This window comes from Ciceribacter sp. L1K22, from assembly GCF_017599385.1.
Taxonomy (GTDB): Bacteria; Pseudomonadota; Alphaproteobacteria; order Rhizobiales; family Rhizobiaceae; genus Allorhizobium.
This window is the reverse complement of record NZ_JAGFPK010000001.1, coordinates 1258637-1271378: the sequence shown is the minus strand read 5'-3', so window position 1 is coordinate 1271378 and position 12742 is coordinate 1258637. Positions and strand designations below refer to the sequence as shown.

Genomic DNA, 12742 nt, shown 5'->3' with positions numbered 1-12742 from the left:
CACCGGAGCCGATCGGGCCCTTCGTGACGACGTGAGTGCCGCCGGTGAAACTCATGCTACGCGTCATCTCAATACCCCAGCGGCGGCAGCGGCTGGCCTTCCGGCTCGGCCACGCGCATTTCATCGGTGTCGTCGCTCTTCAGTTCCTGGTAGGCGCGGTAACCGAGCACCAGCAGGAAGCAGAAGAAGGAAAAGGAAATCACGATCGCTGTGAGGATCAGCGCCTGCGGCAGTGGGTTGGCCGCGCCAGCTGCAAGCGTGTCTGCATCGGCGCCAATGATCGGCGGCACCTCGCGAGTCAGGCGTCCGGAGGTGAAGAGCAGCAGGTTGACGCCATTGCCGAGAATGGCGACTCCCAGCAACACGCGGACGATCCGCTTGGACATCATCAGGTAGAAGGCGGAGGCGAGAAAGATGCCGACGACGACGGCGAACAGGGCTTCCATCAGTCGTGATCCTTTTCTTCAAGGGCCAGCGCGATCGAGGTAATCGAACCGACCACGACAAGATAGACGCCGATATCGAACGAGATGACCGTGGCGAGCGGCACTTCGATGCCGGCGAATGTCGGGTAGATCCAGAGCCCTGTCATGAACGGCACGCCGAAGAAGGCCGACAACAGGCCGGACAGGCAGGCGATGAACAGCCCGCAGCCGGCAATCGACATGGGGTGAAAGATGATCGCGCGGCGGACCGACTGGACACCGAAGGCAATACCGTAGATCGCGAAGGCGGAGGCGGCGATCAGCCCGCCGATGAAGCCGCCGCCGGGCTCGTTATGGCCGCGCAGCAGGACGAAGATCGAAAAGAGCACCATCAGCGGGGTGAGGAACGGCGCGACGGTGCGGAAGATCAGTGTGTTCATGCCTTGGCCCTCTTGCGCGCACGGCTCTTGGCGACATCCGCCTTGACGACCGGTTCGGCCGGCGGCTCGCTCACCGCCTGCGGCGAACGAACACGAATGAGCGCCAGGATGGCAAGTCCCGTGATCATGACGACCGCGATCTCGCCCAGCGTGTCGACGCCGCGGAAGTCGACGATGATCACGTTCACGACGTTGGCACCGTGGGCGATGATCTTGGAATAGGTGTTGAAGAACTCGGTCAGCGTCGAGTCGAACGGCGCCTCGGTGGCTTTCAGCAGCATCAGCGTGAAGCCCAGGCCGCAGGCGATCGCGATGATGGCGTCGCGCAGGAACTGGCCGAAGGGGCGGTGATCGGCGGCGGCAAGCCGCAACCTGGTCATCACCAGCGCCAGGATGACCACCGACAGCGTCTCGACCATGAACTGGGTGAAGGCAAGGTCAGCCGCGCCGAACAGCAGGAAGAGCACCGCGACGGCGAAACCCTGGATGCCGAGCGAGACGATGGCGGTCAACCGGTCCTTTGCGCGCAGCACGGCGAAGAGGCCGATCACGGCGATCGCAAGGAAGATCAGCTCGTGGAACTGCGCGTCCTCAGGCCATGAGGGCATGGCCGGGAGCTCGCCGTAGATGGCCAGGGGCATCAGCAGCACGAGCGCCACCATGGCGAAGGTGAAGGTGACGTAGGAATCGAGCCGGCCGTGCTGAACGACGCGGGTGATGCCGAAGGCAATCCGGACGAGCCCAGTGACGAAGTGATCGAAGCCACGATCGGGACCGGGGCCGAGGGTCGCCAGGATCCGACCCATGACGGCACGGGCGCGATCGAGTTGCAGGAAGAGGACGACACCCAGGACGACAGTGACGACCGACAGCAGCAGCGGCACGCCGATATGCGGCACGAGACTGATCGTCACCTGCTTGGCGACTCCGCCGACGGCGGACGCCATGGGGGACGATATGTAGTAATGCGCCGTGCCCGAAAAGATTGCGGCGAGCAGGCCGACCATCGCCAGAACGAGCGGTCCCAGCCACAAGAGCGCCGGCCCTTCGTGCGCATGTTTCGGCGTATCGACATGAGGACCGAGGAACGGCTTCAGCGCCACCGCGAAGCCGACGACGAACATCAGCGCATTGCCGACGATGGCAACAATGGTGAAGAGGATCGAGCGCGGGTCGGCTCCGGCGAGCGCAAGGTAGATCTCCTCCTTGGCGAAAAAGCCGAAGAAGGGCGGCAGGCCGGCCATCGAGATCGCCGCGAAGAGAGCGGCGACAAAGGTGATCGGCATGGCGGAGCGCAGGCCGCCGAGCTTGGTAACGTCGCGCGTGCCGGCCTCGTGGTCGATGAGACCGGCGACCATGAAGAGCGCGCCCTTGAAGAGCGAATGCGCCACCAGATAGAGCACCGCGCCGATGACGGCATATTCGGTGCCGAAACCGGTGAGCATCACGAGCAGGCCGAGCGAGGCGACGGTGGTGTAGGCGAGCATCAGCTTCAGATCGGTCTGGCGGATCGCCATCGTCGCGCCGACGATCAGCGTGATACCGCCAAAGAGCGGCAACAGGATTTCCCAGGCGGGCGTTTCGCCGAGCACCGGATTGAGGCGCATCAGCAGATAGACGCCGGCCTTCACCATGGTGGCGGAATGCAGGTAGGCGGACACCGGGGTCGGCGCCTCCATGGCGTTCGGCAGCCAGAAATGAAACGGGAACTGCGCCGACTTGGTGAAGGCCCCGCCGAGCACCAGAAGCAGCGCCGCCAGGTAGAACGGGCTTTCCCGCAGGATATCGCCGCTGTGGACGAGCAGCGACAATTGGGTGACGCCCGACATGTTCCAGATGAAAATCATGCCCGCCAGAAGGGCGAGCCCGCCGCCGCCGGTGACGACAAGCGCCTGCAGCGCAGCACGACGGGAGGCCTCCCGCTCATGGTCGAAGCCGATCAGCAGGAACGAGGTGATCGAGGTCAGTTCCCAGAAGACGAAGAGCATCAGGAAACTGTCGGAAACAACGACGCCGAGCATAGCGCCCATGAACAGCAGGATAAAGGCGATGAAGCGGCCCTGCTGCGGGTGACCCTTCATATAGCCGCCCGAGTAGAGCACGATGAGCGTGCCGATGCCTGTGATCAGCAGGGCGAAGGTGAGCGAGAGGCCGTCGAGGAACCAGGAAAAGGACAGGTTGATGCTGGGAACCCAGGCAAATCCGCCGGTCACCACCTCGCCATTGCCGATCTCCGGCAGGAACCCGGCGAAATGCAGGAAGGCGAGCGCCGGCGCAAGTGCCAGCAGCCAGGCGGCAGTGTGCCCCATGCTTCGGGTCAGGGCCGGAGCGATCAGCGCGCCGAGAAACGGCAGGATCATGGCCAGGAATGTCATATCGGCGAGAACGTCGAACATTGCTTTCCTCGTCACCGCACCAGCGCGGCCTCCCCAAAAAGGGTGGCCCTGTTGTTATGGCAAAGAAAGCGCGCTCTCAAGAGCCTGACATGTTTTTGACATACCACAATTCGTCGCAGTCAGGACAACAGGTCGTGAACGGGAAAATCAGCCCGGCTGGTGGTGCGCAAGGGCCATCAACGGCGAGACCACGGCGAACTGGATCGCGGTGAAAACGGTTTCCAAGATCATGAAACCGGCCACGGAGTTCGTCCGGTACTTCGCCGCCACCGGCAGGACGACGAACGAGACGGCGAGCACGCCGAAGACGACGAAACACTGGAAGGCGCTTTTCCAGACATCGTCAGCCGCGGTGGAAAACAGCCGTGGATAGGCCCAGGAGAACACCAGCGCCTGCAAAAGCATCGACAGGAAGCCGAGCGGGATGATCACATCGTCACGGTACATGCCGAGCGCCTCGTAGCGGTCGGCAAAGGTCTTGAGATGCCAGAAATACCCGAGTGGAAACGTCGGCACGAGATAAGCCGCGACGCCCAGCCAGAATGCCTTGTCCATGCGAAGCCCCCATCCGGATACGAATGGGGCTATACTGCATGTTAACTTGCATTTTGCAAGTGTTTTGCCTATGAGCGGACCATCATGACCGTGAAAGAATCACCCCGCTCGCTCTGCCCGATCAGCCTCGCGCTGGAGCTTTTCGGCGACGCGTGGTCTCTGCTCATCATCCGCGACCTGATGTTCAAGGGCATCGAGAGCTACAACGGGTTTCTGGCGGCCGGCGAAGGTATCGCCACCAACATTCTCGCAACGCGGCTGTCGCGCCTGGAGACGTACGGCCTGATCGAAAGGCGGCACGATCCAGACGACCGGCGGCGGACGATCTATCGGCTCACGGAAAAGGGCGTGGACCTCGCGCCGGTGCTGGTGTCGCTGGTTCTCTGGTCGGCAAAACATACCGCGACGGATGCGCCGGCCGAACTGGTGGCAGCGATGCAGGCCGACCCTTCCGGCTTTGCCACCCGTATCATTGCCGACTGGAATGCGGCCCGCGCGAAAGACACGATGACCACGCGCTCTTGATCGGGCGGTGATTGTCCGGAGGGCCGCCTGATCCTATCTATGTGCCAAAGGAGAAACGCCATGACCGAACAACTGAAGCCGAAGATCGAGAAGTCCGACGCCGAGTGGCGCGAGCAGCTGACGCCGGAGCAGTATTACATCCTGCGGCAGGCGGGCACCGAACGCGCCTTCACCGGGCCGTTCTGGAACAGTCACGAGAAAGGGCTCTATCGCTGCGCAGCCTGCGACGAGCCGCTCTTCTATTCCGACACGAAGTTCGATTCCGGCTGTGGCTGGCCGAGCTATTTCGAGCCGGTGAAGCCCGATGCCGTCGTCGAGTTGAAGGACACCTCGCACGGCATGATACGCACGGAAATCCGCTGCGCCAATTGCGGTGGCCATCTTGGCCACGTATTCCCGGATGGCCCCAAGCCGACCGGCCTGCGCTACTGCATCAACGGCCATGCCATGGTCTTCGAGGCGACATAACGGGACGCCGAAACAAGATCGGAGCGCCTTCGCGCTCCGGTCATCCTCTTCATTTTCGTGGGCAATGGCCGAGGACGAGGGTGCGCTGTCCACGCATCCTGTTGTCGTCACCCCATCGGTCGGCCGTCACATCGCGGCGTGATGCACCGGATCGGCAACCGGCCGGCGGATCTTGACGGCAGGCTTGCGGACGGCGGGCTTACGTGCCCGGCGGGCTGCGGCCTTGCGGGCCTTCTGGACCGCTTCGGCCACCGATCGCTCCTCGCGGTGAATCCGGCTCTGGGCCTTTGCCATTCCATAAACGGCACACCCCATCGAACCGGCCACGAGGGTCGTGGCGACTGCCGCAAACGCGGCGATGATCAGCATCGTTTCCATGCCCATGATTTGGCTCCTCCATGGTCAGGATACAATGGCGGAGCTAAGAATAAGTTCACAAAACCCTGCAATTCACGCGGAATTGAGGCGAGATCCGATCATTTCCGGCGATCTTTCATCAAGCCGTTGTTCCAACTTCACATCTGCCAATTTTCACGGGTGGACGAAGTGGAGCAAATCAGTCAACATGGTTAACGTTCAATATATTTTCATGACGTGAAATCAAATGACCCTGCCGCTGACCCTTCTCTGGCTCGTGCCTGCCCTGCTGATGCTGGGCATGACGTTTGCCGAGGGCATGGCGGGCGGCAACCGTTTCGATGGCAGCAGACTTGTGGGATTGCTCGCCTGCCTCATCTGGCCGGTGACCCTCCCGGCCCTGATCATCGGATCGCTGGTCCACGCCCGCAGCCATCGCGGCAAGCCGCCGGTGCTGACACGTCACACCGACGTCATCTGACCGCTCGCCTTCTCCTTTCTCCAGTCGCTCGGGTTCATGCCCGTGACGCGCAGGAATTCCCGATTGAAATTCGATTTGGTCATGAAGCCCGCCTCATAGGCGACCCTCGTGACCGGCATGTCCGTTGCCGACAGCAGTCGGCAGGCGTCGGCCACGCGCCGCTCGTTCACGTATTGCGAGACGCTCATGCCGTGAACGCGATTGACCGCATGGGAGACGGCGCGGGCGGGTGAGCCGAGCCGGCGGGCAAGCCGCGACAGGTTGAGGCCCGCATCGGCATAAAGCCGGCGCTCGGCCATCAGTCGGTCGAGTTCGGCGGCGAGCCTTTGATCCTCGTCGGACGGTCCGGTTGATTCCGGCGCCACCACCGCCGCCGTGGCGCTACCTGCCGCCTCCTCCTCATCGTCCTCGCTTTCCACCTGACCGACGGCCACGGCTGCGATGCCGAGCAGCAGAAGCACGATCGTGGTCGCGACCGAAACCACGGCGGGGGAATGACGGCCGCCGCCGACCAGCATGTCGAGGCTGATCAGCACGTCCACCACCGCCGAACCGACCAGGACGACGCCCGTCAGTTGCAGGGCGCGCCAGGACCTGAGCGAGCCGTCGAGGCGCGAGGCGACGAGGCCATCAGGCCCAAGGCGGGAAAGCCACAGCAGCGCCCCGCCATAGCCCACGAAGGTGGCGACGATCACGATATCCACGCCGCTGCGCCAGACGAACAGCAGCACGAGGACGAGCAGCATGGGCAGCAGGTGAATCGCGTCCCGCCAGGTCAATCCCCGCCGCTCCTGCGCCAGATCGCGGAAGGCGAGCCATGAGAGCGGCGGCACGAGGCCGGCAAGCGTTGACAGAAGCGGCAGGATCGCCGTGACGCCATAACCCCAGCGCAGACCGACCAGCAGGCTCTGGACAATGTGAACGGACAGAAGCAGCAGGAAGAGTCCGTTTCCGCCACCGCCGCCGCGCCCCTGCCAAGCGAGGCGGACGAGAAAGACGAGCAGATAGAGCGAGACGAGGAAGGAAAGCGGGACGAAGATCATGCGAGCGGCATTCCGGGACGTTTTGAGAGACCGATCATGCCCTTATGCGCGATCAAGGTCGACCTGAAACGCGTTTCAGGTCGCCGGCGGCGTGCACTGATGGTGGATGGAGGCATCGAAACGGCCAACAAGGAGCCTCAAAATGCGCACCCGAACCATCCTTCTTTCCATCGCCGGCGCGGCAATCGCCGTCGCCACTATCGACGGCCTCGTCTCGCTGGTCAGCACCCGTGACGCGGCGGCCGGACCGCTCGATCTTGCTGCGGTGTCAAAGATCCGCGTCACCGGCACGGCAAGCGAGATCGAGATCACGACAAAATCCGAGGGGCCGCTGACCGCCGAGCTTTCCGGCGAGCGGCATGGCTGGGCTGCTCTTTGGCGATCGAGCTGGTTTTCCGATGCCTGCCCGGCGGAAGGGTCGCTCACCGTGGACGGCGACACCTTGCTTGTCGATGTCGGCCGGGCACCGCACTTCCTCGACTGGAGCGACTGCAGGATGACGCTGAGCGCCAACGCGCGTGCGGGAACAGCCGTGATCATCGACCAGAAGGCAGCGCGGATGACGCTCGACGGCGAGTTTTCGCTAGTCCAGGTGAACAGCGATGCCGGCGACTTTCACTTCACCGGTCATGCGCACGAGATCGATGTCGCGGGCGCCGCTCTCCGGGCACGGCTTGCCTTCGAGCGGGTGGCGAACGACGAGGTGATCGCGATCTCCGGCAAGATGCTCGACGCGACGCTGCGGTTCCTGACCCCGACGCCGGTCAGCTATGCGGTGGAGACCATCGCCTCGTATGTCGACAGCGCCCTGCCCAATACGCCCGGCGCCAGGCCTTCGATCCGGATAAAGGGCGAGATGGCGCGGGTCCGGATCGAATGAGGCAGCATGACGCCTAAGTAATCGATTGACCTTTGGAAAACCCTTGCCCGCCGATCGCGCGAGACTTGTGCGACCGGCGTTTTGCGGTTGTGATGGGCGGAACAGCAAAGGGGAACGGGCATGCGTCTTTCGGTCGTGGCGTCGCTGGCGATTGTGCTTGCGTTTTCTGGATGTTCGTCAGTCGCGGAAAAGGCCGAAGGCGCGGCCAATCGCTCGTTCACAAGCTACGCGCTGGGACGGCCCTATGCCCAGGTGGCGGGCCTCGGGCAATCTCCGATGGACCAGCTTGCCGGCAACGACCGCGCGACCTTCGGCCCGATGCTGGGCTCGACGCAGCTTGCGAATGGCATGACGATTTACCGCCACATGGCCCCGGCGGCGCGGACGGAGACGGGCAGCAGCTTCGGCGGCCTCGTCGGCCGGGAAACGGTCAGCACGAACAACCGCCTCTCCTATTTCCTGGTCGGACCTGATGGCATCGTCAAGGATTGGGCAACAGGCTCGGTTCAGGGCGCGACCAGCGACTGCGTGACCTATATCGGCGGCATCATCAACCGCTGCAGCGATACGGCGCAATTGCAGGCGGCTCTGTCGTTCTATGATTCCCGCGTGCTGACGAAGGACGGCCAGCCGATCACGGTCTGGGGCGCGCCGGCGCCGGGAACGGTCGCTCCGGCGGGCGTCGTGCCCACGGCGGCGCCGTCGCAGTGAGGCGTCAGAGCCTGAGTTCCATCATCGCCAGATCCAGCCAGCGGCCGAACTTGGTTCCGACCTCGCGGTGGATGCCGACAAGGGTGAAGCCGAGCTTCTCGTGCAGCGCGATGGAGGCGGCGTTACCGGCCTCGATGGCGGCGATCATCACGTGCTTGTCGTTGCCGCGAGCGTGCTCGATGAGCGCTGAGAGCAGCGCTTTGCCGATGCCGCCGCCGCGGCAGGTGCGGTCCACATAGACGGAATGCTCGACCGTGTGGCGGTAGCCATCGAAGGCGCGCCAGTCGCCGTAGGAGGCATAGCCTATCGTCTGACCGTCTCGCTCGGCGACCAGAACCGGGAAGCCGCGTTCGGTCCGCAGCCGCCACCAGTCGCGGCGATTGTCGAGATCGACCAGGACCTCGTTCCAGATCGCGGTCGTGTTTGCCACCGCGTCGTTATAGATGTCACGGATGACCGGCAGGTCGGCTTCGACGGCGGGGCGGATGGTGAGCGGGCTGGGCATGGGCTGTCTCAAATACGGCGGGATTGCCGCCTCTCATAGACAGCCCCCTGCCCGCCTGTCCAGACGAAAGCGGCGCTGGCACGGCGCGCAAAGGGCCGATAAAATCGCGCGGCAAGACGAGGAGGACATGGCATGACGAGGCGAAAGAGGAGAGCGGGCGTGACGCTTTGGGCCGCAGGTCTTGTGGCTGCGCACCTTGCGGCATCGGCAGCGATGGCGGTGGAATGGCGCCATCACGCCAATGCGCGGTTCGGCTACGAGATCGAGGTGCCGGCGGATTTCCTGATCGCGTCGAGCGCCGACAATGGCGACGGCGACACCTTCGAGAGCGCCGACAAGACTGCGGAACTCAGGGTGTGGGGAACCAGCGTTGCCGAGGGCGATTTCCGGGCGGAGGCGGACGACCGGCGAAACACGGCAGCGTTCGTCGACGGATGGCAGATCAGCTATGAGAAGACGACCGATCGCTGGACCAGCTATTCGGGCACGAAGGACGGACGGGTGATCTACGTGCGCGGCATTGCGCTCTGCGACGGGGAAGCCGCCTTTTTCCAGCTCGTTTATCCTCAGGCGCAGCTTGCGGTCTATGACGCCGTCGTGTCGCACCTTGTGGACACGTTGAAACCGGCGGACGGTTGCGAACCGTGACGGGGTCTGCTCAGCTGAGGCTGAAAGTGGTGAATACCGCCGTATAGTGTACAGCGGCGGCCGAGACGACGAAGCCGTGCCAGATCGCGTTCTGGAAGCGCAGTTTTTCCCAGACGTGGAAGATGACACCGGCCGAATAGATGACGCCGCCGACGACGATCAGCACCAGCGAGACCATCGGCAAATACTCGGAAATCGGCCCGACAGCCATCAGACCGCTCCAACCCATGCCGAGATAGAGCAGGATGGCGAGGCGATCATAGCGGCCGGGGAAGATGCATTTGACCGCAATGCCGAGAGCGGCGAACACCCAAATGCCGATCAGCAACGTCAGGATGAACGGGTTCTCCGCGCCGCGCTGCAGGAAGGGCGTATAGGTGGCGGCGATCAGGACGAAGATCGCCGAATGATCGAGCCGGCGCAGGATCCACTTGGTGCGCGAATGCGGCCACATGTTGTAGGTGAAGGAAGCTGCGAGCGCGAGAACGAGGCCGAGGCCGTAGATCCAGGCGGCAGCAAGCTCGCCATGGCTCGACCAGACCGTGGCATAGAAGATCAGCGCGGTAGCGCCGATCAGCGCGAAGACCACGCCCACGCCATGGACGATGCCGTCGGCGACCAGTTCGGGAACGTCATAGGCCCGGCTAAAACGGAAATACTCGGTCATGCGCGGTCCTCTTTCCTCCATGCACTGCTTCGCCTCCATGATGCGCAAGCAATCCGTCATAAGCAAGGCCGGCAAGCTGACCAAACGTGGTGCGCAAGCGTCGCTCCGGTTTGGCCGGTTAAGCCTGCCTGCCCTCACGTTCGCAAAAGCGGACCGGGTCAGATGGAACAGCGTCGCCTCGCCGGCGCCGCCACCGAACCAGGAGCCGCCGATGCGCTATACCGTGCTTGCCACCTTCGCCGCGCTGATCGCCTATACCTTCTTCTTCATCAAGGTGGGCCAGGCGCGCCAGCAATATGGCATCGAGGCGCCGAAGACGACCGGCAACGTGCATTTCGAGCGGATCTTCCGGGTGCAGCAGAACACGGTGGAGCAGATGGTGCTGTTTTTGCCCTCGCTCTGGTTGTTCGGCACCTATGTCTCCGACGTCTTCGCCGGAACCCTCGGCCTGATCTGGACGGGCGGGCGGGCGCTCTATGCGGTGGAATATTACGCCGACGCCAAGAAACGCGGACCGGGTGCCGCGGTGACGTGGGTGGTGGCGCTGACGCTCCTGGTGGGCGGCACGGTGGGGGCGTTGATCAGGACGGGGTGAACTCCGGCGACCGCGCGGATTTGGGATCTTCGGGCATCAGACACGAGGCGGCGAGTAAGACCCGCCGCCCCACCGATGTCCGTTATGCTTTCACCAGCGCCGCCGCGAAGTCGCGGTAGCCGTGGAGCGGCCTGCCGAGTATCTGGGTCAGGCGCTCGACGTCGCCATCGTCCGGGATCATGCCGTCGCTGACGTAGCGTTCGGCCATCAGGCGCATTTCATAGGCCGTCCATTGGGGCATGAAGGTCGCCATGTTCTGTTCGAAACCGGTCGGGTCGTCGCCGCCATAGGCGATCGGGCGGCCGAGGATGTCCGACCAGATCGCGGCCACGTCCGGGCCTGTCAGGGTATCGGGACCGACAACATTGATGGTCTCTATGGGCAGCTTGCCCGGCGCCTGATCGCGGCGGATGAGTTCGATTGCGGCCAGTTCGGCGATGTCGCGGGCATCGACCATGGCGACGCCTTTGCTGCCGATCGGCATGGGGTAGACGCCGTGGTTGACAATGACGTCGCGGACCATGACCTCGTTGTCGATGAAATAGCTGGGACGCAGGATGGTGGCGGAAAAGCCCATTCGCGCGAGCATACGCTCGGCACCTGATTTCACAGCGAAGTGCGGGACGTTGACGGCCCCGTCGGCATCGAACACCGACTGATAGACGACCCGCTCGACGCCTGCCTCGCGGGCGATGTTGAGCGTGATGATCGCTTGGGTGAATTCGTCGCCGGTGACGGCATTGAGCAGGAAGAGCGTGCGGACGCCATTAAATGCGGCGCGCAGGGCGTCGAGATCGAGCAGGTCGCCCTCGGCGACCTCGACGCCTGCGGGGAAATCCGCCTTCGAGGCGTCGCGGGTGAAGGCGCGAACCTTGGCATTGCGCTTGACGAGCTGGTCCACGACATGGCGGCCGACGCGGCCTGTGGCTCCGATTACGAGGATGGTCATGTTGGTTTCTCCGGTGCGGTGTTGTTGTTGACGCCCCGAATATGGACGGACCATTGACGATCCAATAGACAGATAATCTGGACGCATCGTCTCACTTGTGGAACGATCGATGTGCAGGCACGACCGTCGGCTTCCGGATCAGTGATCTACCGGCGCGCCGATGCGTGCTGTAAAAGACCACATTGTCCCAACCACGGAACATCCATGGACCTGCTTGCCCTCGCCGATTTCACTCTGGTTGCCCGCCATGGCGGTTTCGGTAAGGCTGCTCGCGCCTCCGGCCGCCCTAAGGCGACCTTGTCCCGCCGCGTATCGGAGCTGGAGGCGAGCCTTGGCATCCGCCTCTTCGAGCGCGGCGCCCGGTCGCTGAAACTGACCGAGGAAGGACGTGCCCTGCACGAGCGCGCGGGCCATCTGCTGACCGAGCTGGAGGAAACCGCGACCGCCATCGCGTCCGGCGGGGAGCGGCCGAAAGGCCGGCTGCGGATCAGCGTGCCCTTGCTGTTCTCGCAGACGGCCATGGGAAAGATCGCCGCCGAGTTTTCGCTGATGTATCCCGAGGTGAGACTTGAGGTGACGACGGAAGACCGCGAGGTCGACATGATCGAGGAGGGTTTCGATCTGGTGATCCGGGTCAACCCCGATCCGGACGAGAGCCTGGTCGGCCGTATCTTCCTGCGGGACCGGCTGATTGTCGCGGCCAATCCGGCGCTTGCACGCCCAGCAGCCGGACGAACCGTCCCGGCCGTGGTGCGCTCGGCGGGCGACCGAATGCCGTGGACCATCAGGGGTCCGAACGGAGAGGAAAAAATCGCCGTCGAGCCCGTGTTGGCGGTGTCATCAATGATCATGGTCAGGGATGCGGTTCGGGCCGGCGCGGGTGCCGGGCGCCTGCCATTGTCGCTCGTCAGTCATGATCTTGCGCGTGGTACGCTGATACACTGGGGCGACGTGGACGGTCCCGCCATCGCGCTTTGGACGCTTTATCCCTCGCGCCGACTGCTCAGCGCCCGCGTCTCGGCCTTTCTCGACTACCTCAAGCAGAGGTTCCCGATGGGGACGCCCGACGAACTGGCGGCATTCATCGACTGACGGAG

General features: G+C 63.7%; 17 protein-coding genes. 8 read left to right on the top strand and 9 right to left on the bottom strand.

Annotation, left to right across the window (positions count from 1 at the left end):
* Window positions 1–68: 68 nt before the first annotated feature.
* The 4 genes from J5J09_RS06350 to J5J09_RS06335 all read right to left on the bottom strand — a co-directional run bounded on the left by J5J09_RS06350 (window position 69) and on the right by J5J09_RS06335 (window position 3816).
* Window positions 69–446, bottom strand: coding sequence for a Na+/H+ antiporter subunit C (locus tag J5J09_RS06350; RefSeq protein WP_208548837.1), 378 nt, complete (start codon window positions 444–446; stop codon window positions 69–71).
* On the bottom strand, window positions 446–865 hold the full coding sequence (locus tag J5J09_RS06345) for a Na+/H+ antiporter subunit B (protein WP_208548836.1): 420 nt from the start codon (window positions 863–865) through the stop codon (window positions 446–448). The genes J5J09_RS06350 and J5J09_RS06345 overlap by 1 nt, the downstream gene beginning before the upstream one ends.
* Window positions 862–3261 carry a putative monovalent cation/H+ antiporter subunit A gene (locus tag J5J09_RS06340; RefSeq protein WP_208548835.1) on the bottom strand — a complete coding sequence of 800 codons (2400 nt, stop codon included), beginning with the start codon at window positions 3259–3261 and terminating at the stop codon, window positions 862–864. Before J5J09_RS06340 ends, J5J09_RS06345 begins: the two co-directional genes overlap by 4 nt.
* Before the next feature lie 147 nt (window positions 3262–3408).
* Window positions 3409–3816 (bottom strand): hypothetical protein, encoded by a 408-nt coding sequence (locus tag J5J09_RS06335; protein WP_208548834.1) that lies wholly within the window; start codon window positions 3814–3816, stop codon window positions 3409–3411.
* Between the two features lie 84 nt (window positions 3817–3900).
* On the opposite strand from J5J09_RS06335, the gene J5J09_RS06330 reads away from it, so the two are divergent.
* Together J5J09_RS06330 and msrB are read left to right on the top strand one after the other, a co-directional pair.
* Entirely contained in the window at window positions 3901–4341 is a 441-nt protein-coding gene (locus J5J09_RS06330; protein ID WP_208548833.1) for a helix-turn-helix domain-containing protein, read from the top strand.
* A gap of 60 nt (window positions 4342–4401) precedes the next feature.
* Entirely contained in the window at window positions 4402–4809 is a 408-nt protein-coding gene (msrB, locus tag J5J09_RS06325) for a peptide-methionine (R)-S-oxide reductase MsrB (RefSeq protein ID WP_208548832.1), read from the top strand.
* A gap of 126 nt (window positions 4810–4935) precedes the next feature.
* Here msrB and J5J09_RS06320 read toward each other — a convergent pair whose 3' ends face one another.
* Entirely contained in the window at window positions 4936–5193 is a 258-nt protein-coding gene (locus J5J09_RS06320; RefSeq protein WP_208548831.1) for a hypothetical protein, read from the bottom strand.
* Window positions 5194–5413: 220 nt separating this feature from the next.
* On the opposite strand from J5J09_RS06320, the gene J5J09_RS06315 reads away from it, so the two are divergent.
* Window positions 5414–5647 (top strand): hypothetical protein, encoded by a 234-nt coding sequence (locus J5J09_RS06315; RefSeq protein WP_208548830.1) that lies wholly within the window; start codon window positions 5414–5416, stop codon window positions 5645–5647.
* Here the strand turns inward: J5J09_RS06315 and J5J09_RS06310 are convergent.
* Window positions 5629–6690, bottom strand: coding sequence for an AraC family transcriptional regulator (locus J5J09_RS06310; protein WP_208548829.1), 1062 nt, complete (start codon window positions 6688–6690; stop codon window positions 5629–5631). The two genes, J5J09_RS06315 and J5J09_RS06310, sit on opposite strands and share 19 nt — an antisense overlap.
* A 142-nt stretch (window positions 6691–6832) precedes the next feature.
* On the opposite strand from J5J09_RS06310, the gene J5J09_RS06305 reads away from it, so the two are divergent.
* Window positions 6833–7570, top strand: coding sequence for a hypothetical protein (locus J5J09_RS06305; RefSeq protein ID WP_208548828.1), 738 nt, complete (start codon window positions 6833–6835; stop codon window positions 7568–7570).
* A 120-nt stretch (window positions 7571–7690) separates the two neighbouring features.
* Window positions 7691–8281 carry a hypothetical protein gene (locus J5J09_RS06300; protein ID WP_208548827.1) on the top strand — a complete coding sequence of 197 codons (591 nt, stop codon included), beginning with the start codon at window positions 7691–7693 and terminating at the stop codon, window positions 8279–8281.
* A 4-nt stretch (window positions 8282–8285) separates the two neighbouring features.
* On the opposite strand, the gene J5J09_RS06295 is transcribed toward J5J09_RS06300, so the two are convergent.
* Window positions 8286–8786 carry a GNAT family N-acetyltransferase gene (locus J5J09_RS06295; protein WP_208548826.1) on the bottom strand — a complete coding sequence of 167 codons (501 nt, stop codon included), beginning with the start codon at window positions 8784–8786 and terminating at the stop codon, window positions 8286–8288.
* 132 nt (window positions 8787–8918) lie between these two features.
* Here J5J09_RS06295 and J5J09_RS06290 point away from each other — a divergent pair, with 132 nt between their 5' ends.
* The gene (locus tag J5J09_RS06290; RefSeq protein ID WP_208548825.1) at window positions 8919–9434 is read left to right on the top strand and encodes a hypothetical protein; all 516 of its coding nucleotides are present in this window, start codon (window positions 8919–8921) and stop codon (window positions 9432–9434) included.
* Window positions 9435–9444: 10 nt separating this feature from the next.
* On the opposite strand, the gene J5J09_RS06285 is transcribed toward J5J09_RS06290, so the two are convergent.
* The gene (locus J5J09_RS06285; RefSeq protein WP_208548824.1) at window positions 9445–10101 is read right to left on the bottom strand and encodes a hemolysin III family protein; all 657 of its coding nucleotides are present in this window, start codon (window positions 10099–10101) and stop codon (window positions 9445–9447) included.
* On the opposite strand from J5J09_RS06285, the gene J5J09_RS22995 reads away from it, so the two are divergent.
* Window positions 10100–10696, top strand: a complete 597-nt coding sequence (locus tag J5J09_RS22995; RefSeq protein ID WP_348646422.1) for an MAPEG family protein — start codon at window positions 10100–10102, stop codon at window positions 10694–10696. The two genes, J5J09_RS06285 and J5J09_RS22995, sit on opposite strands and share 2 nt — an antisense overlap.
* Window positions 10697–10778: 82 nt before the next feature.
* On the opposite strand, the gene J5J09_RS06275 is transcribed toward J5J09_RS22995, so the two are convergent.
* Window positions 10779–11645 carry an NmrA/HSCARG family protein gene (locus tag J5J09_RS06275; protein WP_208548823.1) on the bottom strand — a complete coding sequence of 289 codons (867 nt, stop codon included), beginning with the start codon at window positions 11643–11645 and terminating at the stop codon, window positions 10779–10781.
* Window positions 11646–11849: 204 nt separating this feature from the next.
* On the opposite strand from J5J09_RS06275, the gene J5J09_RS06270 reads away from it, so the two are divergent.
* Window positions 11850–12737, top strand: coding sequence for a LysR family transcriptional regulator (locus J5J09_RS06270; RefSeq protein WP_208548822.1), 888 nt, complete (start codon window positions 11850–11852; stop codon window positions 12735–12737).
* The last annotated feature ends 5 nt before the right edge of the window (window positions 12738–12742 follow it).